This is a genomic window from Streptomyces inhibens (assembly GCF_022221585.1).
Taxonomy (GTDB): domain Bacteria; phylum Actinomycetota; class Actinomycetes; order Streptomycetales; family Streptomycetaceae; genus Streptomyces; species Streptomyces inhibens.
The window spans coordinates 3,093,427-3,116,285 of sequence record NZ_CP084681.1 but is presented as its reverse complement, the minus strand read 5'-3'; the positions used below and the strand labels follow the sequence as shown (position 1 = coordinate 3,116,285).

Annotated in this window: 20 protein-coding genes; 18 read left to right on the top strand and 2 right to left on the bottom strand. The window is 66.7% G+C overall.

Features of this window, described 5'->3' with window-relative positions; all coding sequences use genetic code 11:
* Positions 1 to 48 precede the first annotated feature (48 nt).
* The 5 genes from KI385_RS14355 to KI385_RS14335 all read left to right on the top strand — a co-directional run bounded on the left by KI385_RS14355 (position 49) and on the right by KI385_RS14335 (position 4,934).
* Positions 49 to 993: an NAD-dependent epimerase/dehydratase family protein gene (locus KI385_RS14355; protein ID WP_238572598.1), complete on the top strand. Its 945-nt coding sequence runs from the start codon at positions 49 to 51 to the stop codon at positions 991 to 993.
* Positions 994 to 1,020: 27 nt separating this feature from the next.
* A complete protein-coding gene (locus tag KI385_RS14350; protein WP_238572597.1) occupies positions 1,021 to 2,142 on the top strand; it encodes an adenosylhomocysteinase in 1,122 nt (373 codons plus the stop codon).
* Between the two features lie 83 nt (positions 2,143 to 2,225).
* On the top strand, positions 2,226 to 2,714 hold the full coding sequence (locus KI385_RS14345; protein WP_238572596.1) for an NUDIX hydrolase: 489 nt from the start codon (positions 2,226 to 2,228) through the stop codon (positions 2,712 to 2,714).
* A 24-nt stretch (positions 2,715 to 2,738) separates the two neighbouring features.
* Positions 2,739 to 3,533 carry a 3-deoxy-manno-octulosonate cytidylyltransferase gene (locus KI385_RS14340; protein ID WP_238572595.1) on the top strand — a complete coding sequence of 265 codons (795 nt, stop codon included), beginning with the start codon at positions 2,739 to 2,741 and terminating at the stop codon, positions 3,531 to 3,533.
* Positions 3,534 to 3,836: 303 nt separating this feature from the next.
* Positions 3,837 to 4,934: a hypothetical protein gene (locus KI385_RS14335; protein ID WP_238578093.1), complete on the top strand. Its 1,098-nt coding sequence runs from the start codon at positions 3,837 to 3,839 to the stop codon at positions 4,932 to 4,934.
* Between the two features lie 369 nt (positions 4,935 to 5,303).
* Here the strand turns inward: KI385_RS14335 and KI385_RS14330 are convergent, their stop codons facing one another.
* On the bottom strand, positions 5,304 to 5,717 hold the full coding sequence (locus tag KI385_RS14330; RefSeq protein WP_238572594.1) for a TIGR03618 family F420-dependent PPOX class oxidoreductase: 414 nt from the start codon (positions 5,715 to 5,717) through the stop codon (positions 5,304 to 5,306).
* Between the two features lie 665 nt (positions 5,718 to 6,382).
* Between KI385_RS14330 and KI385_RS14325 the strand changes: the two genes are divergently transcribed.
* The gene (locus KI385_RS14325; RefSeq protein ID WP_238572593.1) at positions 6,383 to 7,150 is read left to right on the top strand and encodes a hypothetical protein; all 768 of its coding nucleotides are present in this window, start codon (positions 6,383 to 6,385) and stop codon (positions 7,148 to 7,150) included.
* A gap of 164 nt (positions 7,151 to 7,314) precedes the next feature.
* On the opposite strand, the gene KI385_RS14320 is transcribed toward KI385_RS14325, so the two are convergent.
* Complete coding sequence (locus KI385_RS14320) at positions 7,315 to 8,793, bottom strand: helix-turn-helix transcriptional regulator (RefSeq protein ID WP_238572592.1); 1,479 nt, start codon at positions 8,791 to 8,793, stop codon at positions 7,315 to 7,317.
* Positions 8,794 to 9,973: 1,180 nt separating this feature from the next.
* On the opposite strand from KI385_RS14320, the gene KI385_RS14315 reads away from it, so the two are divergent.
* The 12 genes from KI385_RS14315 to KI385_RS14260 all read left to right on the top strand — a co-directional run bounded on the left by KI385_RS14315 (position 9,974) and on the right by KI385_RS14260 (position 21,505).
* A complete protein-coding gene (locus tag KI385_RS14315) occupies positions 9,974 to 10,333 on the top strand; it encodes a hypothetical protein (protein WP_238572591.1) in 360 nt (119 codons plus the stop codon).
* Between the two features lie 2 nt (positions 10,334 to 10,335).
* Positions 10,336 to 11,286, top strand: a complete 951-nt coding sequence (locus KI385_RS14310; RefSeq protein ID WP_238572590.1) for a hypothetical protein — start codon at positions 10,336 to 10,338, stop codon at positions 11,284 to 11,286.
* Positions 11,286 to 12,080: an ATP-binding protein gene (locus KI385_RS14305; RefSeq protein ID WP_238572589.1), complete on the top strand. Its 795-nt coding sequence runs from the start codon at positions 11,286 to 11,288 to the stop codon at positions 12,078 to 12,080. Before KI385_RS14310 ends, KI385_RS14305 begins: the two co-directional genes overlap by 1 nt.
* Before the next feature lie 96 nt (positions 12,081 to 12,176).
* On the top strand, positions 12,177 to 12,776 hold the full coding sequence (locus KI385_RS14300; protein WP_238572588.1) for a WhiB family transcriptional regulator: 600 nt from the start codon (positions 12,177 to 12,179) through the stop codon (positions 12,774 to 12,776).
* Complete coding sequence (locus KI385_RS14295) at positions 12,773 to 13,795, top strand: DUF2637 domain-containing protein (RefSeq protein ID WP_238572587.1); 1,023 nt, start codon at positions 12,773 to 12,775, stop codon at positions 13,793 to 13,795. The genes KI385_RS14300 and KI385_RS14295 overlap by 4 nt, the downstream gene beginning before the upstream one ends.
* A 103-nt stretch (positions 13,796 to 13,898) precedes the next feature.
* Positions 13,899 to 14,123 carry a hypothetical protein gene (locus KI385_RS14290; protein WP_238572586.1) on the top strand — a complete coding sequence of 75 codons (225 nt, stop codon included), beginning with the start codon at positions 13,899 to 13,901 and terminating at the stop codon, positions 14,121 to 14,123.
* A 269-nt stretch (positions 14,124 to 14,392) separates the two neighbouring features.
* The gene (locus KI385_RS14285; protein WP_238572585.1) at positions 14,393 to 14,743 is read left to right on the top strand and encodes a plasmid mobilization protein; all 351 of its coding nucleotides are present in this window, start codon (positions 14,393 to 14,395) and stop codon (positions 14,741 to 14,743) included.
* Between the two features lie 3 nt (positions 14,744 to 14,746).
* A complete protein-coding gene (locus KI385_RS14280) occupies positions 14,747 to 16,495 on the top strand; it encodes a relaxase/mobilization nuclease domain-containing protein (RefSeq protein WP_238572584.1) in 1,749 nt (582 codons plus the stop codon).
* 664 nt (positions 16,496 to 17,159) lie between these two features.
* Entirely contained in the window at positions 17,160 to 17,618 is a 459-nt protein-coding gene (locus tag KI385_RS14275) for a hypothetical protein (protein WP_238572583.1), read from the top strand.
* Between the two features lie 2 nt (positions 17,619 to 17,620).
* Positions 17,621 to 19,807: a hypothetical protein gene (locus tag KI385_RS14270; RefSeq protein WP_238572582.1), complete on the top strand. Its 2,187-nt coding sequence runs from the start codon at positions 17,621 to 17,623 to the stop codon at positions 19,805 to 19,807.
* The gene (locus KI385_RS14265) at positions 19,807 to 20,922 is read left to right on the top strand and encodes a hypothetical protein (protein WP_238572581.1); all 1,116 of its coding nucleotides are present in this window, start codon (positions 19,807 to 19,809) and stop codon (positions 20,920 to 20,922) included. The genes KI385_RS14270 and KI385_RS14265 overlap by 1 nt, the downstream gene beginning before the upstream one ends.
* Before the next feature lie 274 nt (positions 20,923 to 21,196).
* A complete protein-coding gene (locus KI385_RS14260; RefSeq protein WP_238572580.1) occupies positions 21,197 to 21,505 on the top strand; it encodes a hypothetical protein in 309 nt (102 codons plus the stop codon).
* The last annotated feature ends 1,354 nt before the right edge of the window (positions 21,506 to 22,859 follow it).

Sequence of the window (22,859 nt, the reverse complement as noted above, 5' to 3'; positions counted from 1 at the left end):
TCAGACAGCCACTCCGCCGCGACCGCATCGAGCCCTAGGCGCGCGCTGGTGACCGGCGCGGCCGGTTTCATCGGATCCCACCTCGCCCACGCCCTGCTCCAGACAGGAACCACCGTCATCGGCCTCGACCGCCGCGACCCCGCAAGAGATCAGACGGCCGCCGCCAACATGGCCGCACTGCACGGCCTTCCTGGCTACATGCACATCACCGCGGACCTCCTCACCTGCGCGATCGACCCGCTCCTCATCGACGCAGACGTGATCTTCCACCTGGCCGGCATCCCTGGCGTACGACCGTCATGGGGACCGCAGTTCAGCGAGTACGTCAACTCCAACATCCTCGCCACCCAGCGGCTCATGGACGCCGCCACGCGTATGCACGTCCCCCGGCTCGTCGTGGCCTCCTCCTCCAGCGTTTACGGCCCTACCAACGGCGGCCCCAGCGTCGAAGGTGATCACCCCCGCCCGGCTTCTCCGTACGCGGTCACCAAGCTCGCCGAGGAACAGCTCTGCCTGGCTCACGCCTCCCGAGCCGATTGCCCCACCAGCGTCATCGCACTGCGGTACTTCACGGTCTACGGCCCCCGCCAGCGCCCCGACATGTTCACCCACCGCGCCCTCCACGCCGCCATGACCGGGGAGCCACTGCGGCTGTACGGAGACGGCCACCAGCGCCGCGACTTCACGTACATCGACGACGCCGTCGCCGCCACCATCTCCGCTGCGGGGGCCCCCATCGACACGGGCATCGTCAACGTCGGCGGCGGAGCCAATGCTTCTTTGCTCGACGTGATCAACATCGCCAACAACCTCGCTGGCCGAGAAATCCAGATCCACGCCGACAACGCCCGCAACGGAGACGTACTGACCACCCGCGCTGACCCCCGCCGCGCCCAGTCCGTACTCGGCTGGCAGCCGACAGTCGACCTGCCCACCGGCATGCGCGCACAGATGCAGGCCCTGGCCCAGCCCGCGTACCGAACGGCAGCCTGACCACCTGGCGACGAGAAAGGAGTTGCCGTGGAAAGCCCAGAAAAAGCCCGGCTGGACGCCTTCTTCCGACGAATCACCGAACGCTTCCCCGCCGCCGGTCAAGCCACCTCGCTGATCATTACGCACCTCCTCCCCGAACGCCCGGCGTTTCTACGCGCGATGGCCCGCACGACCACCGTCGCAGCCGTTCTCCCCAAGCCCAAATCCGTGACCAAAGAGGCCCTGGCAGAGGTCCGCCGCACATACGCCGTCCACGCCCTCACCCGTGAACTCTTCGCCGATCCGACCAGCGCCCTGGAGTACCTCGAAGACACCGCACCCGGTCGCGACGTCGTCCTCCTCGACATCGGCGGCTACTACGCCCCCAGCCTCGACACCCTGGTCGACAAATTCTCCGGCCGCATCCTGGGAGTCGTCGAGGACACCGAAAACGGCCACCAGCGATACGAGGCGCTTGACCAACTTCCCTGCCCCGTGTTCTCGGTGGCGCGCTCCCCATTGAAGGACTGCGAGGACCACCTCGTCGGCCGGTCCATCGTCTTCTCCACGGAAGCCCTGGTCCGCACCCGAGGCGACATCCTCACCAGCCGCGACGCCTGCGTCATCGGATTCGGCAAAGTCGGCCGCAGCATCGCCCAGACCCTGCGAGCCCACGACCTGCGCGTCGTCGTCTACGACAACGATCCCGTCAAGCAGGTGCAAGCCCACGCCCAGGGCTTCCGCACCACCGCCACCTGCACGGAAGCGATCCACAAGGCCGGCCTCGTACTGTGCGCCACCGGCAACCTGGCCCTGCGGCAGAGCGACTTCGCAGCCCTGCACAACGGCGCGTACGTCGCCTCGGTCACCTCCTCCGAGGACGAACTCGAACTCGACGCGCTCGACGACCTCTACCGGCGCACCCCAGCCGGGGACCAGCTGACTCGCTACGACGTGACCGGCCACTACTTCTACGTGCTCGCCAACGGCAACGCCGTCAACTTCCTGCACGGTGCGGCCGTAGGCACATACATCCACCTCGTCCAGGCCGAGATACTCGCCGCCACATCCGCGCTCAGCCGGGGCACGCACGACCCGAGCCTCCACGAGATGTCCGCAGACGACCGCCAGGCCATCGCCAGCGCCTGGCTCGACCACTTCGCCAGGTGATTCACATGCCCCCGTCCGGCAGCCACATCCACCACACGACCGAGGCATACCGCGGGCGCCACCCCGACGAGCGGGGAGCACTCATGCCTCTTCTGGACGCTTTGACGCGCTCGGAGGACCCGACCAGCCGCAAGACCTACCCCGGCCACATCACCTGCAGTGCCGTCGTGATCGACCGCCACGATCAAGTGCTGCACATCCGCCACAAGATTTTCGACAAGGACCTCACGCCCGGTGGGCACATCGAGCCTGCCGACACCACTCTCCCCAGTGCCGCACTGCGCGAACTCCAGGAGGAGGCCGGCATCCCGCCCAGCGCCGTGGTGCCGCTGATGGGCTACGAAGGCATCCCGCTCGACATCGATGTACACGACATCGCAGCCAACCCTGACAAAGGCGAACCGGCGCACCAGCACTACGACTTCCGGTTCGCTTTCCGACTTCTCGGCGAGCGGAAGATCCACCTCCAAGTCGAGGAAGTCACGGACTACCGGTGGCTGCCCTTCGCCAAGGTCCCTGCACCGACCATCGCTGCCAAGCTCGCTCTCCTGCCCAGCTCCACCAGTCCCTGACCCGCCTATCGACCGGAGATCACCGTGGCCGTCACCACAACGAAGTCGAAGCACACCTCGCGCCGGCACGTAGCGGTGATCCCATGCCGCTGGGGCGCCTCACGATTCCCGGGAAAGCCCCTGGCCATGCTCGGCGACAAGCCGCTGCTGTGGCACGTCCACCAGCGATGCCAGGAGGCCACGCGGCTCGATGATGCCATCGTCGCGACCGACGACCCTCGCATCGAGGAGACGTGCAGGAAGCTCGGCATTCGCTGCGTGATGACTGGCGAGCATGCCACAGGCACCGACCGCGTCGCCGAATGCGCCCAGCACCTCGACGCCGACGCGTACATCAACGTCCAGGGCGACGAGCCGTTCATCGACCCGGCAGCGATCGACGCCGTCTCGGAAGCAGTGGCTCACCTCGACACAACCACCCTGGCGGTCAACGCCTACACGCGCGTGACTGACGTGGCAGCGGCCATTGACCACAACGTCGTCAAGGTCGTCGTCAGCGCGGACAGCAATGCCCTGATGTTCTCCCGCCAGCCGATCCCGTACCCGCGGGGTCACTACCTTGCCTACCTCCGTCAGCTTGGGCTGTACGCGTTCACGGCCGAAGGGCTGGAGATATTCCGCAAGCTGAGCCAGGGGCCGCTCGAACGCGCCGAGGGCGTCGAGATGCTGCGTTTCATCGAGCATTCGCGCAACGTGCGGATGCTGCCCGTGGCCGATGCCGGCCTTGCAGTGGACACCCCCGAGGACCTCGTCCGCGCGGGCATCCTTCTGGAACAGGCACAGGCCAGCTCCGGTTCTCCTGAGAGGGGCGGGGGCTGACCTTAGGTTCTGTCCGTCCGATCATGTTCGGATCCAGACTGACTTCGGTGTGGTCCCGTACCGGCCATCGGGACGCACGGCTGTGCCCGGGTCGTGGTCTCGGGCGCGCCAGGACCAGCACTTTGTGGTGCACATCGCTCGTTCGGGTGGTTAATGCGCGGAGTAGATCTGCGGGGCTCGCACTTGGCTCTTGACTGGCTGGACCGGAGTGAACTGGCCTACGGAACGAGGTAGTTGGTCGTGATTCGTCATGTGCTTCGAACCTTGCTCGTCGCGCCCTTGGTGGCGGGCAGCCTGTGCACAGTGTCGCCGCCCGCTCAGGCGGACGGCACGACGTGCGGGGAGAAGACCTGCCGTGCGGAGTTCACAAACGACTGGGGGTACCACGAGTTCACCGTGCCGGCCGGTGTCAAGTCCATCACCATGTACGTGTGGGGTGCGGGCGCCGGTGGATCCACCGGCGGTGGTGGCGGTGGTGGCGGCGGCACCGAGGTGAGCCTCGCCCCCAACGCCCGGCATCCCGGTGGCGGTGGCGGTGGCGGGGGCGGCGGCGGTGCGGGCGGCAACGGCGGCTCCAGCGGCGGCTACGCCGTCGGCCGGGTCAAGGTGCACCCCGGACAGAAGCTGAAGGTGGCTGTTGGCACGGGCGGAGAGGCCGGCACCGCCGCCCGGGTGGGCAGCCATGGCGGGGCGGGCTCCGAGGACAACAACGGGACGGCCGGGCAGGACGCCTACCGCCCCGGCGCGGGCGGCATCGGCGGCGGCTCGCAGATCACCGACATCGAGTCCCGCCGCTGGCTGCTCTCCGTCGACGGCAGCTCCGCCGGCCATCCCGGCGCCGGCGGACACGGCGGCAAGGGCGGCTGCGCCGGCCATACCTTGCGCAACTGCGTCTGGGAGCCCCCCTACCGCTACCGCGGTGGTGACGCCGGTGCGCCCGGCGGTGGCGGCGAAGCCCAGCCCGCAGATGGCGGAGCGGCCTGCGGGACCGTCGGCGAGGGAGTCACGGGCACCTGCTACGACTCCAGGGTCGGCGGTCAGGGCCAGAACGGCAACCCGGGCACGGTCGGCACACACGGCGGCGACGGCAGCATCGGCCTGCAGGGCCAGCCGGGCGGAGAGGCCGGTGAACCCGGCAAGGGTGCCGCCGGCGGCACGGGCGGCCAGGGCGGCAAACCCCAATACACCGACATCGCACCCCCGGAGTACGTGGGCCTGGGCGGCGCCGGTGGTATGGGTGGTACGGGCGGCGACGGCGGCAAGGGTGGGCGCGGCGGGGTCGGGATCAACCGCCGCCCCGAGGGCAGTGGGCAGGCCGGGCATGGTGGACTGTTCGGCACAGACGGGCAGCGCGGCGGCAATGGCTACGTCCTGATCATCTGGGACAAGCCCGCTTCCTGACGCAGCAGGTTCTCTCGGCCTGCTGCCTGCATTCCGGGATGCCGCGCGTGACGGCCTCGACTCCCTGTGGCGTCGGGGCCGTCACCGCCGGACGGTCCCACTCCGCGGTGGCTCTTCCAACGCCCTCCCCTTCCTCCGTTCTTCGGCAGGTGCGGCTCCAGACGCGCCCACTCCTGCTCCGACAGATCTCTCCGGACCGCACCGGCCGCATCGACGTGATCACCTTCCCGTCACGCGACCCGTCGGACACTGCCTGGTCGGGCTCATTGGCTGGCTCGGCGGAGCTGCACTCGGAGCGTGGCGCCGGCGATAGGACAGGGGAATGCCGCGGTCTGCGGCGGGTTGCCAGGACTTCGGTGGATGTAGAGGTCACCAGCCCGGTGGTTTCACCGTGCCCATGGCCTTGGCGACCCTGATCTCGATGACTACGCGTTCAGGGTTGGCCCGTGGCTGCTTGTACCGCTGGGCGTAGCGCGCTTCGGCGTCTGCGACCGATTGCGGGTCGTCTTTGATGACTGCGGCTCCCTCCAGCGTCGACCAGCGACGTCCCTCGGCCTGGCTGACCGCGACGATGACGTCCGGCCCAGCGGCGAGAACGTTGCGAACCTTTTTGCTGGTGCGGCTGCTGATGACGCGGGCGATACGAGTCTCCGCGTCGTACGTCACTCCGACCGGGACGAGGTGAGAGGTGCCGTCGGGCCGCGGAGTGCTGAGGAAGCAGATGCGGCGTTCCTGCCAGAAATCCAGCTCGGTATCGGACTGTGAAGGAGGTGGTGCTGCCATACAGCCATCTTGCCTGGCAGCGCCCATGCGGTTGACCAACGGGCAGTGTGCGGGGCTTCCTGTGGCGCCGCTCGGTGCGATCGACGCCGTCGCGAACAGGATGCAGAAGGCACTGGTCAGGTAATTGAGAGGCGTGCGCCTTGTCGTGTGCCCCACCGAACCCAAGCCTCATGGCCATCTACTTACCAACGCCAGCTCGTTCACCGGAGCTGTAGTGAATCTCCTCAACGGCCTCGCGGGACACGGCTACCGAAGTGTCTGCGTGGTCGGCGTCGCGAGGCCCGAGACCTGATCCCTCGGGCTGCAGGAGCTGACCCGGGGGAGGTGGACTTCGAGCTCTCCTGGTGGCCCATGTGCGAAGCGCTCGATGCAACAGTTGAAGGCTGTTTCCCCTGCCCGCACGACCGTTGGCGGCTGTTCTCGCAACCAGCCATCCCGCAGCGTCCATGCCCCATTGAGCGGGCTTCGGATGCAGCTCGACCTCGCACCCCATCGTCGACAGGAACGCCACCGCGTGCCAAATGTAACTTTTCGTGCAAAGTGGATGTATGGGTGCGTCAGGCGTCAGGGAAGCGGGCGACATAGCAGAGCGCCTGCACCGGCGACCTGCGGAAAGTGACTTCAGGCGCCTGCCAATCACTGTGCGTGAATACCGAGCTGGATCGATGACATCGGCGCAGCGCACCGATGCCGCTCGCGCGGTCCTGGAAGCGGTGGTTGCCCGTATAGGTCCGCCGACGCTGTACGGCGGAGACGCCTATGGGCCAAACATTCGCTGGCGGACGGATGAGCGGACGCTACTGCTGGACCATGGAGTGGAAGGCCTGCAGTTGTCCGTGCGTCGTACGGCGGAGTTGGAGCAGGAGGAGTTCGCCCGCTTCGAGCGCGGAGTGGGAGAAGGCGCTGAGCAGGTGTCGTATGCCAGCAGCCTGCCGTATCTGTGGCAGCTCTACCGCTCCGGCCCTGGCAGCCCTCCGAAGGTCTTCCCCGCGGGCTACGTAGCTCCGGACTGGGAGCGACTGGAGGAGGCGCTGGAGAGCCTGCTGCGCGCGTGGGGCGAACAGCTGCCGGCACAGGTCGGGGACGACGCGGCCGCGTTCAATATCGTCAACCGGGCCAATAGCGACCGCGCTGTGGGGCTCCTCTGTGGACGTATGGACGGTCTGACGGTGCTTGTCGACGACCGTGGCGTGCCCGACGGCGGCACTCCTCCAGAAGAGATGGAGGCTCGGGGCTGGCAGGTGCCTCTCATGGGGTGGTGGGAAGCGAATTTTGCAGAGCCAGGGTGGGGGAGTGCCGCGGCAGCGGCACGGATGGCGGTCGCAGAGTTGCGCTTGCGCGGAGCGCGCTCCCCCAGAGACCTCGGCCTGGACGATGTCAGCTGTGCGGACCGAGGACTGCTGACCCTGCCTGGGTTGGGCATAGGCGGCTGAGGCGGCCGCCGGCCGACACCGGCCGAGGCCTTTGAGGTCACGTACGGCAGCCAGCTGTCGCTCCCCAGGCCTGGAGGATTCTCAGGCATTGCCCGGCTCGTGCGGCCGGTCTCCTCGCCACTCCCCCCACTGCGGGTCGTCCATCAAGTTCGCGGCGTCCGTTACTAGATTTCGTCGACCGGGTGCCAGGTGTAGGGAACCCGGTCGCGGTCGGCTTCCCACTCGTCGCGGTGGATCTCTTCCAGAACCTCGATGCGCCGTCGCAGCTGCGCGGTCATCTCCTGGATGCGCTGTACCGCGTCACTGGAGTCGATGGGCAGCAGAGCCCGAGTGAGCAGCTTGTACTCCTCGGAGGCGCCCTTGACGTGGATCGCCTGCGGCATGCGGACGATGACGGTGTAGGGATTGACCTCGGCGACGTCCCAGCGGCCGTCGTCCTGCCGCGTGGCCCAGATAACGGTGCGGGTCGAAGGACCGTAGGTCAGCCGGCAGCCATTTCCCATCAGCTCGCTCAGGATCGGCAGGGCGACGGCACCCTCGCCGGCGTACGCCGCGGCTTCGGCGGCCGTGGCGACGCTGATCTGCCCGGGGAGCTGACCGTTCGATCGGCGTGCCAGTTCCCCGCTCTCCGGGGCCTGGCCGGACGCCTCTGCGGCCCGCCTCTTGGAGCTGTCGGCGTGCAGCCAGGTCATGATGACCATGCGGCAGTCCGGCAAGGCCGCCGGGAAGAGCGTCTGAGACTCCAGCTCGACGATCTCGAAATTGTGGGCTGGCAAGGACACCCGGTAGTAGAAGGCCTCCCGCGCCTCGGTGACGTCGCAGCGCTCTTCCCACAGCTGCCGAAGGTAGGCGTCTCCGTTGATGATCTCGGCGACGAGGGCACCGATTTCGGCATCCTGCGGGTGCTGGAGTACGGAGAAGCGCAGCATCGCCAGCCATTCGACGGCGTGCTTGTTCCAGTCCACGAAGACCGTTTTCGCCTCGTCGCTGAGCAGCGACCACCGCATCAGGTTGGCGCCGGGATCCAAGACCCACGGGCACCAGGTCTTCATCGGGTCGTTGTACCCGACGATGTTCCACTTCGAGTCGAGCAGCCAGGCCGGATTCGTCTGCTGGTCGAGCAGAGCCTGCACCGCACGGCGGGTAGGCGTATCGAACGCCGGCGCCGGACCAGCAGCGACTGCGCCACCCATGCTGTAGAGGAGCAGGGCCTGAAGCTCGTCGCGCCCGAGGGTGAACAGCTTTCCGATGGCCTCGCACTGCTCGCGGCTCAACCGCGTCGTGGCGCCGGTTTCCAGATCGCGGTACCAGCGCACAGAGCGGGCACACGCGTCGGCGACGTCCTGCTGGGTGATCTGTCGGCCGAGCCGTTCACTGGCCACAGCTCTCCAGGCCCGCAGAAGACCGGCGAGACCCATCAGCTGTGCTGGGGTGAGCGGTCGGGTGTCTTCCCGGCCGGCCTGTTTTCCATCCTGTTTACCGGAGAGCGGCTCGTCGCCGCCCCGCTCGGGTCCGCTCTCAGCGGTTCCCCCGCCCATCGCATCCTCCGTGCTTTGTTGCCTGCACCAGGGCCACCGCTTCCCTCTTCGGGACATGGAAAAGGGGGAGGCCATCGGCCGCCCCCTCCCCTGGGTTCCGTACATCAACAATACGGGAACTCGAATTCGATCTTGCCTGCCTTTCATGATCGATGGGATCGGAATTGTGGGCCAGGCCACACCTGAAATAGAAGATCGTTTCGATGTTCCGCTTCGCGGCCCTGGGTAAGGCGGTATCTACAGTCACCATTCGGGCATAGTGGGCGGCAATTTTCTGCCGCTCGTCATTAGCGGCAGAAAATTGCCGCTCGCCTTTTATTCCGCTCGTCGGCAGGTGTAGGCAAGAGGGGATTGGCGTGTCATGTCGTAGAGATGGTCCGTCATGTGTGTGGCCAGTATGGCCAGTTGGTGTTGTCGCACCCCTCGACCAAGCCCATTGACTTTCCTGGTCTACGCGCATCAACTCGGGCTTACGGATGCTTTGACTGGGGGCTTAGGTCCCGCTTAAATCACCGCATGGATCGGTTCGGCAATCAGTTGCCCCGGGCTTTCGCCGGGGGAGGGGTATGCGTTGCAGTCATTCGCAATGAAGCGGCCGGCCCGCAGCCCCTGTTTACGGCGGGGCGAGGTCGCGCAACTCTCTGCGCTGTGACGGAAGCCTCATTCCTGCTCTGCCCCCACCGGCAGGTCATTTACGCCGTATCGGCAGAGGCTGAGTCATCTATGGATCTTGGGACCCGGTCCTGCATTTGTTGCTGATCGCTCCGCAGTCGGCAAGCCGAGCGGACCACCACGGAAGCAGAGGGCATGAGTGGTCGCCGTTCGATTGCCTGCCTGAGCCCGAGGGCAGCGCGAGGAACGCCCGTCGCGAATGGCACTCCGCCCCGGCGATGGAGCGAGATCACCCACCAAACACTGCGCCGGCCCCTTCTGGAGGCCGCACCGAAGCGCCCTCGCTTCATCGAGGAGTGTCATATGTCGAGTTGGCGTCGAAGTGATACAGCGCCCGCTGGGCGCTGGAGTGTTGGCAGCCCTACGCATATGTTGCTGCTCCCTCGGCGAAAACGCCGAATGGGAGCGCACACGAGGAGGGGAGTCAGAAGTAACACCAAGCGCCAAGTCCCCAACATTCAGGGGGAAATGAAGTAGGCGCCCAGAAGCCAGAGGCTTCCGGGCGCCGACCCCGCCGCCCCGGAGGGGCTGCGGATTCATAACCGGGATGAGTCGGCTGACCTTTTCGACGAGAACGGCCGTCCCACCCCACCTACGAGTGAGGAATTCTTGCATGCCCAAGTCCCGAGGCGGAAGGGCGCCCACTGCCCAGTCCGCCAAGGCCGTTGAACCCACTGCCGGAACCCACCAGCACCGCTTGGCTGCCCTCATCGCGGACATGGTTCCCGGGGCCCGCACCCTCCGCGTCTCTCAGCGCGAGCCCGGCCGGAGCTGGCCGAGCCCCTACGCCCGCGCGTACGACGCGCAGGGGCAGCACATAGCGCTCAACCGAGCCCAGGGCATGACGGCCGCACGCTGGGTGATCCGAACCCACCCCGAGGTGATCTGGGACAAGGCGTACGACCTCGACCTGACCACAGGGGCCCTGCGCCCCGTCGCCGACGCATACGCCGCAACGGGCGGGGGCCGCTGACCGTGGCCAGGATCCGCACCATCAAGCCCGAAGCCTTCGCTTCCGAGTCGCTCGCCGCCGTCTCCCTCACCGCTGAGCGGACCTTCTTCGGGCTGCTCACCCAGGCCGATGACCATGGTCGCTTCCGCGACCAGCCCGCCGTCCTCGCCGGATTGCTCTGGTCCCTGCGTCCTGAGCACAGCCCTGTAGACGTCGAGGACGATCTGACCCAGCTCGCCGGCGCCAACCTGATATGCCGCTACGAAGGCGACGACGGCAAGCGGTACCTGCACATCGTCACCTGGCGCCAGCACCAGAAGATCAACCGCCCGAGCGGCATTCGTCACCCGCCCTGCCCGCAGCATGACGGAGAGCGGGCCGCTCCCGGCGCATCGCAGGCTCACGGAGCCGTCACTGAGTCCTCCGCGAAGTCTCACGGAACCATCAGTGAGTCCTCAGTGAAGGCTCACGGAGCACTCACTGAGCCCTCCAGGAACCACAACACCGCAGGTCAAGACACATTCCGTGAGCCCTCACTGAGCCCTCACGGAGAACTCAGTGAGCCCTCCGTGAGTCCTCACGGTCCGGATCTAGGACCTAGGAACTTGGATCTAGGAACTACTACTTCGGGGGGCGCAAGCGCCCACGCACCGGAGACCGTCTCGACCAAGCAGCTCATGGACGAGTACGCCGCCGCCTGCGCGCATCGCCCTCCCAGCGGCGTACTTGGCCACCTCGGGCGCGAGACCGCCAAGCTCCTCGCCGAAGGCATCGCCCCCACCCACATCCGCGCCGGACTGGCCCGCCATCGCGCCAAGGGACTGCACCCGAGCACCCTGCCGAGCCTCGTCCACGAAGCCATGAACGCCACCCCCGCTGGTTTGGTGCGGACGGAATCGCGGCCTAACCTGCCCGGTCACCGGGCCTGGGCCAATCCCGCCGACCCTGCCGCCGCCTACGCCGAGGAGCTGTGATGCGCGACCATGACGCCCAGCCCGTCGGCGGCATCGCCCGCCGCCTGGCCCACATCCTCACCACCCGGGGCATCGACCCGGCCGCCAAGCTCACCGACGCGGCTGAGCCCACCCCCGCCCTGCAGGCGGCCGAGGCCCGCATCCCGGCCCGCTACCAGGCCGCCGTCGCCGATCACCCGGCCGTCGTCGCCTGGGTCCGTGAGGTCGCCCAGGCCGGACGCCCCGGGCCCAAGGGTGCTCCGGGTATCGCCCAGGGCCGCTCGCTGCTCATCGTCGGCACCACCGGGACGGGCAAGACCCACCAGGCGTACGGCGCGGTCCGGTCCCTGCTCCTCGCCGGCGTCCGGTTGCGCTGGAAGGCGATCACTGCCGCCGACCTGTACGCGGAGCTGCGGCCCCGCCCCGGCCACGACGGCGAGCGCGAGCTGATGGACCTCGCCCGATGCCCGCTGCTGATCATCGACGACCTTGGAGCGGCCAAGAGCAGCGAGTGGACCGAGGAGATCACGATGCGGCTGATCAACCGCCGCTACAACGAGATGCTCCCGACCCTGGTCACCACCAACCTCGGCATGGCCGACCTGCGCCAGCACATCGGGGACCGCGTCGCCTCCCGCCTGACCGAGATGACCGACAAGGTCATCCTCGACGGCCTCGACGGCCTCGACCGCAGACGAGCCCTCGCAGCCGAGCGTCGCAGCAACGTTGCAGTCGCCACGCCACCGGCATGCACCGAACTTGCCGGGTCAGCGCCTCCCACGGCCGTATCCGCTGCTCGCCGCCACGGCCGCTAGCGACCTTTCGCGACCGCCGTCCCCGGTCGCCTCCTTCACGACCGATCCCCGGGTCGCGCCTGCCCAAACGGGCCCCGGGGGCCACGGAGACATCCCATGCACAGCACCGAGAACCAGACGCCGCGCACCCTCGGCGACCTCACCTGGCACGACCACGCCGCGTGCCGCTCCACCGCCCACCACCAAGTCGATCCGGAAATCTTCTTCCCCGAGCCGGACGAGATGGATCGCATCCGCGCCGCCAAAGCACTGTGCGCACAGTGCCCCGTCCTCAACACCTGCCTCGACGCCGCCCTCGAAGGCGGCGACCGCGACGGCATCCGCGGCGGTATGACCGAAGAGGAGCGAGCGCCGCTGCACCGCAAGTTCCAGCACCGCCTCAACTACGCCCGCGTCAACGCCGTCCTGGCCGGTCGCGACGTCCACCTCACCCAGGCCGAGCGCGAGGCTGTCGTCCGGGCTGCCTACCAGGCCGGTACCCCGGCTGAACAGCTCGCTCGGCTGCTCAAGGTCAGCAAGGAACACGCCCAGAAGCTCTACCGGGAAACCCGCCGCCAGATCCGCAACCGTGCGGTCGACCAACAGAAGACGGCGAACAAGAGGAACAAGGGCAAGAAGGAGCCCAAGAGCCAGACCACGGTGCTCAAGGAATCCAGGACGAACACCTCCCGCGACGACCTCGGGACGGCCGCGTGAAGCACATCGCGCCGCTACCAGCGCGGATCACCGGCTGGGACCGGGCCGCCATAGTCGCCCTCGGCGGCGCCGGATGCGCCCTCTCCTACGACGCCCTGCAGCAGATGGCCGTCGCCATCCACATCCGCGGGTTCCTCACCTACGTCTTCCCCCTGGTGATCGACGGCTTCATCGCCTACGGCGTGCGCGCCCTGCTGGTCCTGCGCAGCGCATCGCTCGCCGCCCGCTGCTACGTCTGGATGTTGTTCGGCACCGCGACGGCCGCGAGCATCTGGGCGAACTCCCTGCACGCCGTGCGCCTCAACCAACAGCAGCCGCAAGGCTCGGGGCTTCGACTCGGCGACGTCACCGTCGGCATCCTGTCCACCCTCGCCCCGCTCGCCTTGGCAGGAGCGGTCCACCTGTACATCCTCATCGCCCGGCGGGTCACCAAACCCGCTCTCCCCGGACAGCCGGACACCTCCAGCGTCCGAACTGACCGGGTCACCGCTGACCGCCGGGACACCCCCGTCGGTCAGGCCGAGCACCAGCCGGCCCCGGTCACCTCCGGACACCCAGCAGCGCTGTCCGCCCCGGATACCAACCGCCCGGCGGTCACCGTCGGCCATGACACCCGCGAGACGGCTGCCCGGGCCGAGCTGTCCGGACAGCAGGAGGACCTGGCCGAGCCGGAGTCTGAGCACGATGGCCGAACCGCTGACCTGGGCGGACACCCGGTCACCAGACCCGCCTCGGTCACCCGCCTCCATGTGGCCGCCCCGCCCGCCACAGAGCCGGAGACTCACCCGGTCACCGCTCCGGAGACCTCGGACAACGACACCCCGGACACCGATCCGGTGACCGACAACCTCCTGCTGATCGCCCGCCAGGCAGTCACCGAGGCAGGGAAGACCACCCGCCAGGTCGTCGCGGACGCCATCCGCGGACAGAACCTCCCACTCGCCAACGACCGACTGACCGACCTTATGCAGCAGCTCCGCGCCGAGGTCAACGAGGGCTCGGCCACCAGGACGGGCTGACCGAACGAGCCACGCCGAGCGGTGACCCGGCCGACCTGCACCGCCGGGTCACCCGCTCCCACGCACCACACCATCGACCTCTCCACACAGCGGAGGCACCACGATGCGCACCACATCGGCTACCCACGCCGAGGCCGACGCCTGGATCACCGTCCTTCGCGACCACGGACACCTCCACCGCGCCGAACCCGGGCCCAACGGGAGCTGGACCATCCAGCGAACGCCGGCAAGCACACCCCGAACCCTCCACCACCCGGTCCTCGCGCTCGACTACGTCGCCGAGGTCCTCCGCGACGTACGCGGCCACACCGCGGAGAAGCCCCGATGACCCCCTCCGAACCGTCCGGCACCACCCCTGAACTGCAGCAATTCCACTGCCCGGCACGATGCCGAGCAAGCTGTACCTTGCGAAACTCCTCCGCAGCCACGGGCAGCGGAGGAGTTTCGCAAGGGCATGCCCCCGCCTCCCAAGAGGCGGGGGAGGTCCGGCACCAGGGGGTGCCGGACCCAGAGGCTGCGACCGAGGGCGGATCGCAGCCAGGAGCGGAAGAACCGCCGCCCGCCGCGACGCGTACGCGCCCTCGCCTCCGTCAGAGCGTGCACCGCGACCAAGTCCGCAGCGTCCGCCTGACCCAAGACGAACTCGACACCGTCAAGCGCGCCGCCGAAGCCGTCGGTCTGAAGACCGCCGGGTTCCTCGCTGACGCCGCGGTCGCGGTCGCCCAGGCCCAAGGCGGTCCGAAGACATGGCTGTTGGACCAGCGCGGCCGGGTGGAAGAACTGATGGCCGCCAGCGCACAGCTCGCCCGCGCCGGCAACAACCTCAACCAGGTTGCCCGCGTGCTCAACTCCGGCGGTCAGGCTGATTACGCGGACGAGGCGGTCGCCCGAGTCCTGCGTGCCGCCGCCCGCATCGAAGCCGCCGCCATCGAGATGGCGAGGCGCTGAGGCGTGGTCCCCGACATCTCCACCGGCAGCCGCACGTACGGACTACTCAACTACCTCTACGGGCCCGGCCGCAGGGACGAACACACCGACCCACACCTCGTCGCGTCCTGGATGCCGGGTCTCGCCCCCGACCCCGGGCGAGACCCGGCCGCCACCCTCAAACAGCTCACCGACCGGCTCGACCTCCCCGTCCTCGCTCTCTCGAAGAACCGCCGCCCGGCCCAGCACGTCTGGCACTGCCCCGTACGAACCGCCCCCGGCGACCGCCGCCTCACCGACCCCGAATGGGCGGAAGTCGCCCGCCGCATCGTCCACGCCACCGGCATAGCCGAAGACGGCGACGAGGAGGCATGCCGCTGGGTCGCCGTACGCCACGCAGACGACCACATCCACCTCGTCGCCACCCTCGTCCGCGTAGACGGCCGACGACCCCGCCGCCACCAGGACGGCATCCGCGCCCAGGCCGAATGCCGAAAGATCGAAGCCGAGTTCGGCCTGCAGATTCTCAACGCCGGTGACCGCACAGCAGCCCAGCGCCCCACCAGCGCCGAACGCTCAAAGGCCGAACGAACCGGGCGTACCGAAACACCCCGCGAAACCCTGCGCGAATCCGTACGCCAGGCCCTGGCCGGAGCCTCCGACGAGGACGAGTTCTTCCGCCGCCTCGCCGAGACCGGCCTCCGGGTCGACAAGCGCATCGCCCCCTCCGGCGACACCATCGGATACAAGGTCGCCCTCCCCGGCGACCGCAACCGCGACGGCGAACCGGTCTGGTTCTCCGGCTCCAAGCTCGCCCCGGATCTCTCCCTGCCCAAGATCCGGCAACGCCTCGACGCCGGGCCCATCGACGACGAGCCCGCTCGCGACCGCCAGCCCGAGGAACGCGGCGGCCGACCAGCCCGTGCACGCCGCGACGCAACCCACGTCGCCGAGCGCGCCGCATCCGCACTCAGCGGGGACGACGGCGAAGACGCTGCCGCGCAGCTGGTCGGCGTCGGCGAGCTGCTCGACGCGGTAGCGCAAACCGCACCGGCCTCCACCCGCAAGGAGCTGGGCGAGGCAGCCCGCGCCTTCGAGCGCGCGACCCGATCCCATATCCGTGCCGAGCGCGTCGACAACCGCGCCATCCGCTCCGCCGCGCACGGCATCATCCGCGCCGGCAACGCGCTTGGCAGGGGCGAGGACGGTGGCGCCACGGCAATGCTCCTGTCCACCATGGTCCTGGTGACCATCGCCGCAGTTCGTTGGCACTCCGCCCGCGGTCACGCTCAGCAGGCCGCCGCTGCTCAGCAAGCCGCCCAACATCTCCGGGCCGCCTACCGAACCGCTGCGACCGTCCCCATGAACGCCATGCGTGAGCAGGGCCGACGTCTGCCTGCACCCGTACGAAACCGGTACGCCGACACCGTCGCAGCCACGCTCCCCGACCAGGCCGACCATGTGCTCCGCGAGCCGGGCTGGGATGCCCTCGCTGCCACTCTGGACCAGGCCGAGCGAGCCGGCCACGACCCCGCCGCCCTCCTCAAAGAGGCGATCGAGTGGCGAGAGCTGGACACCGCCGACAACGTCACCGACGTACTCGTCTGGCGGCTGCGACGCCTCGGCAATCTGCCAGCGACCGTGACCCCACCCCGCGCGCGTGACGGCCGAAAGGCGCCTCCGACTGAAGCCCGCGCGGTGCGGCCAACGCCGAGCGCGCCTCCATCTCACGCAGCGCAGCTCGATCCTCGTATGCGTTCGCCGAGGCGCTGACCTGCACAGCAAAGGGGGGAGGCCGGACACATGACACCAGCCTCTGTTAGCGCTGATCGGAGAGACAAGAAGGAGACGATGCGGATGCTGAGCGAGGACGCCCCCTCCGATGACCCGCTGGTGCGTCTCCAAGCCGAGACACAGCCGCCCTGCCACGTGCACCTCTGTTGCGCCACGCACCCAGAGGAATCCGGCGGCGGTTTACCCCAGAACCATGGTGCAGGTCCCGATCTCGTCGAGCTATGAGGGGCGTTGGGGTTTGGGGCCAACTCGGTTGCTGAGTTCATTGACGGTGCTGTCGGCGATATCGCGTCACTACGACGCACCAGACGCAGCCATACGCTCAACGGCACGTCGATGCTCAGGAACTGCTCGATGGAAGCCCATGAATCCGCTGACGTCCAGCATCTGCTGCGGCCGCAACTGCCACTGGTAAGCCTCACGTTCCCAACCACCAGCTTCTCGGCTGTCGCCCGTCTCCCGGGCGAATTGGAGGCTCTTCGGCGGTTGCTCCCCGTATGCTCCCAGTCGACATTTGGCCAGGTCAGACCCCGTGATGAAACAGACCGCTCAGCTAATTGTTCCGGCCCACTTGACGCCCTAAGCTCTTTCTGCTGTGCGTCCACAGTGATCATTGGCCTGCACCACCACCGGGGGGAAGCGCATGACCTACGACCAGGATTGGGACCGTCGGCTCAATCCGTTCCGCTACAACGAGGACGGATCGCTCACTGATGCCGCCAAGCGGCAGAACGTGACGATGGAGCTCAACTCCGCTGGGGGCAACGGAGGCGGAGGCGCAGGGAGTGGGGGCCGACAGACATCGGTCCATACGGCCGCACTGACCAAGGCCGCCAAGGCGGTGGAGGAACTGCGGGGTGATACCGACAAGGTGGATCAGCACGCCCTGTCAGCTACCGACGTCGCGTCAAGTGGGCTGCACGGCTGGCAGACCGACGACGGGTTGTTCAGGATGCACAGGCGCTGGGCGGGGGAGGCCGTTCACCTCAGCACGATGCTGTCCGAGGCATACATGAAGCTGCACAACACCAGCGTGTCGTATGAGCAGACTGATCACGCCGAGAAGTCCAGGATGGACGCGCTCGACGGTGGGAGGAGCTGATCATGGTCACTTTCTCCGACCTCCTCCATGCCGACCTCGGGAAGCTCCAGGCAGCGGCGGACGAGTGGAAGCTGCTACCGAAGAAATACCAGGGACTGCAAGAGCACTTCGAGGCCCGTGTCACCAAGCCCCTGAAGTCCGATTGGCAAGGGCATGCCGCCGACCAGGCGCAAGAGTCGCTTACCAAGATCAAGAAGCAGTACGGTGCCGCAGCAGAAGAGGCACAAGCCATTGCGACGCTGTTGCTCGACGCCCATTCGGAGTTCAGCGCGGCACAGAAGAAGCTTCGCCGGATCATGGATGAGGATGCGCCGGCTGAGAAGCTCGAAGTGTTGGATAACGGCACGGTCATCGATGTTGATCTCGATAACCAAGGCACCACCGAGGCATATCGTGATGCCTTCCTCCCGGAACGCAAGGCCGCGGTCGATGCGATGCAGAAGCGTATCGAGAAGGTCTTGAGGGAGGCTACCGCTGCGGACGAAGCCGCGGACTGGGCGCTACGCCAGGACTCCAACGGTAAGAATAGCGACTCGTTTAACAAGAACATCTATACGTCGTTGGACTCGGCGCGGGACGCCAAGAAGGATATGACCGAGGCGCTCAGGCTCACCAAAAAAGGCGAAGACCTGACCAACGATGAGCTGGGCCGGTTGGGGAAGCTTCTTTCAAAGCGCAAGAATGACATGGTCTTTGCGGAGAAGTTCGCTCTCTCGATGGGTCCGAAGGGTGCGCTCGAATTCTGGCGTGAGGCGTCAGGGCCGAACTCCGGAGAGCAAGGTGGCGAGCGTAACGCGGCTCTCAAGCAGTTGCAGGCCGGCCTCGGCTCCACACTCGGCATCGCCACACAGAGCGAAAGTGCGGCGATGGACGGTTGGAAGGAGAAGATGCGGGCGCTCGGGCCGCAGATGATCGATCCGGGAGGGATCGGCGGGCCGAGTGCCAAGGGCTACCAGTTGATGAGCAGCCTCATGCGAAGCGGTAGCTACGACAGCGATTTCCTCCATGACTACGGCCGAGACCTCCTGAGCTACGAGAAGACCAGAAGCCCATCGACTCCAAGGGAGTTGTGGGCTCCGGACTCCACCATGCCGAGGATCGACTACTCGGGAGACGGGCCGGGCGCCGACCCCATGACGGGCTACATGGATGCACTGAGCAAGAATCCCGAAGCCGCAACCGGGTTCTTGGACCCCGGCGAGCCGCGCGAGAACGGCAATCTCAAGTATCTCGTGGATGACCGAGAGTGGGTAGAGGACGGCTTCGACAAGAAGACCGGCCAGGGTTCGCTGGCACTGGCCATCGAAGCCGGCTCCACCGGGCATCAGCCGGGGCAGGAAGACGAGGTGCGCGAGCACACTGCATCGCAAGCCAGGATCATGCGTGACAGTATCAACATGCTCGACGGTGGCTCGAAGGACGAGAAGCTACCTGACGGCATGCATCGTCCGATCGCCAATGCCCTGGGCGACTACGTCTCCGACACGCAGGACGTGCTTTCGAACGTCAACGATGGATCAGCGCATCACGATGGAGAGAAAGCATCGGGGGTGTGGGCGGACAAGGAGACCGGACAAATGCGTATGGCCGTTGATCGGAATTCGTTGATCCGGGTCATGCGTGGGGTGTCGGACGATCCTGTGGCGTATCGTGCGCTCCAGGAGGCGCAAACCACCCATACGGCATACCAGTTGGCTGATATTCCTGCTGGAACTGGCGCGGACGAAGCCAAGAAAATGATGTCTGATGCCACTAAAGCAACGGGCGCCATCGATGCTATCCAAGGTGATGTCATCCTCGATCACCGCGACGAGGGACGCTCTGACCATAAGTGGTGGATAGCGAAGGCTGGATATCATGGGCTAGCCGAGGGAGCTAGCAAAATCCCTGTCGTTGGCTCCATCGCGGTGCGCCTCACTGATGTGGGTGCTTCCGCCTGGCAAGAGAAGATGGATGCCGATACCGATGCGCGCTCGGCCGAAGAGATCGCGGAGAACACACTCAACGGAAGCGCGGGCATGGGGGGGAAAGCCAGCATCAATGCGATGGTTGGCGAATTGTACGAGACGCGAGGAATTGGCGCTGATACGTCGGACGCAAACTTCGTCCAGCATGAACTGCAGGGCTTTTACGAGGATGGTCGTACCGATGTGCAAGATGTTCTTGGCCGAGGGAAGAACAACAACTGATGACCGCTGACGCAACGGAGGACCGCCGTATTGGTGACCCCGATCCTCGAGTAGTCCGCCGCGAGCGCAAGCGGTGGCTGATCGCCGTGGTCATCATCGTCGTGGTGGCGGTGCCCAGCATCTTCTATTTCAGCGGGGCGTATGACCGTTGGCAAGACGGTCGGAGCCTGGCCGACTCTTGCAGAGGCAGTGTTGACACCTCAGAGGTCAGGGAACTGCTAGGTGTTGACCGTTTGCGCGCGCACGATGTTGAAGTAGAGCAGGGAGCTGTCCCCAGCTCAGGTCAGCTTCACAAGTGCTCCGTGCGTGACCCCGATGCCGGCGGATGGCTATCAGTGGGACTGGACTGGGGTTCCGGTGCGGCGGGGGCGCTTCACGACTTCAATGAATTCGTTCCGTACGGTGACGTGGGAATGGCGATTCCGCTCGGCCACGGATGGCAAGGCGTGATGGATGAGGGGCACGCGGGTCAAGATCTCGTTGCCACAGTCAACATGCCCTGCACAAATCACCGTAGCGATCCAAAGCGTTCCTCCCTGATCGTCACGGTGAAGGGGATGGCTATGCGATCAGTGGACGGAGCCACCCAGCGCGCGCGGTTCGCCCGCACGACGGTGAAGACGGCGCAGAACGCAGCCAAGGCATGGGGATGTACTGCTGTTCCTGGGGGCGCCATCGATCGGGTGCCGGACAACACTGCGCACTCGATAATATCGGGTAAGGCTCGCGGGACTTGTGCGGGCATCGAAGAGGCTGTCCGCGAGAGCGTCACAGATTCGAAATCCCCGATCGAGAATTGCTATTACGTCGCGGAATCAAGTTCTGTCCACAATCGCGTCAGCGCCTTCTACGGTCCCTTTGCTCCGGCGCTGCGGGAACAGCTCGGCTATGATGATGAATACGATCCGTGGAAGCCTGCCGGCCGTAAGGGCGATGCATTCTGGGCTTCGGCACAGTGTCCTTCCGGTAGTCGGGCGTTGTACATCACGACCCGACCGGTAGACCACAATAACTACGACTCGGACCCAAGCGAGAAGGTGGAAAAGGCCGCACTGAAGGAGTTCGCTACCCGGTCCGCTAAGCGCCACGGCTGCACTGATCTCAAATTGCCGTGAAGAGGACCACCAGGCGCGGTGTCACCACGCAGGGCGGAGATTGAGTGGTTGTCTCTGCGTCAATGTGCGAACACGTCACTCTGGCGCACAACGGGCGGACGCGACATGCCGCCGTAGCCAAGTCGGCCAGATCCGGGTCGCTTTTAGGACAGATGCGCGATGCCTTCGTCCTTGCCAGGGCCACGGTTGACTGGGCGGTCTGACGGAGGGTTACATGAGTTCGCTATGGCGCGAGCGCCAGGCAGAGATCTAGCACGAGGCCGGGGGGATTTGGATGGCCGAGGGATATCGCGTCGATTTGAGCGCACTACAACAAGTCATTACGCGACTCAACTCGCTTGTGGACACCATGGATGGGGTCGGTGTCACGGCGGAGTACAAGACCGAGCTGCCCGAGGGATACCTGGGGCAGGGGTTCGCCGAGGAAGCTGGGCTCCGGGGTGCGCACGGCGAGCTGAAGCGGGACATCGCGGACATGGTCGCTGAGCTGAAGCGCATGATCGCCGCAGCTGGCAAGAATTCGGCGGCGGTGCACGACGGCTACGAGAGTCGTGAGCAAGAGGTCCGCGAATCAATGCGCTAAGTCGGAGCCACCGCTGGCTCGCGCATGTGGGCCGGCGCAGCGGGGAGGAATTGAGATGGGTAGCGGGGGCGGGCACAGCACCGACTTTTCAAGTATGACGCTTGAAAAGTTGAAGGCCATGGTGCGGGACGCGCAGCCGGACAAGGTCGATGAGATCGCCGACCACTGGATGCACGTGCATGACCAGATGGCCGGCGATGCTCCGGACGGAAGTGTGCGGGACCTGTTGGACAAGGCCGTGGCGGATGTCCTTGAGTACTGGCACGGAACCGCTGCGGACGCTTTTGCCGCGCGGGCCAGGATCTTGAGCAAGAGCCTCAAGAACGGCTCCCTGTACGCGAAGAACACGGCGCACACCCTGAAGGCCGCGGCAATCGACCTTCGAGAGGCTAAGCGGGCTGTCACCGAACTACAAGACACCGAGAGTGAGGTCAAAGACGGAAACGTGATCACGGCGGGAATCTCGTTCGTGAAAGATGGTGTGGACAAGGTAGGCGATGCCATGAGCCGTGACGACAGCGGACTGAAACACGACGTTTCCAAGGGCATGAACGCTGGCGAAGCGCTGTCTAAGCACGCAGACACGCTCTCGCGCGGGCGGGAGATCGCCTTGCAGGCAGCCGCCCACATGGAGAAGCTCGGAGCCTCGTACAACCTTAAGGCAAGGAACCTGCAGGGCCCGGGGAAGATCGAACCGGATAAGCCTGTCTCTGCGCCGGACTCGATGGTTCCGCCGCCGGATGTGGCAGCTGCCATGGTTCCAGTCGTGGCGAGTCCCCGGAAAGCCGGACCGAGTTCGGGCGGCCGGAGGGCGGCCGGCGGTTCGCCGTCTGCGGGAGGTGGAGTCGCTTCTCCGCGTCCTGGGCAGTCGGGCGGCGCTGCGGAGGGTTCTGCCGGACCTGGAGCGCGTCCTTCCGCGCCGAAGGCACCGCTTCCTGGTACGGCGTTGGACGGGGTGCGTGGCGGCGTGCCCAATCCCACCAATTCTCCCGGCGCAGGCCCTGGCGGCGCGGTAATCGGCAGGAGTCCCGGCGAATTTGGTTCGGGCCCTGGTGGGCCAGTTGTGCCTCCTGGTGGTCAGCCACCGATCGGTGGCCGTGGTCCGCTGGGTGGCAGAACGACACGCCCCGGCACCCCGGGCGTTCCGAGCACGCCTCCGGGTGGCCGCGCAGGTTCAGGAAAGTCCGCAGTGCCAGGCGCCCCCGGCCAACCAGGCCAGACAGGTCGACCGCCAATCGGCGGCACCGGTGGTCCGGGTGCGTCGGGCAGGGGCGGAACGCGTGGCCGTCAGGGAGGGTTCGCCCGACGGCCTGGTGGAGTCGTCGGAGAGCCAAGCAAGCCCGCAGTGCCGGGG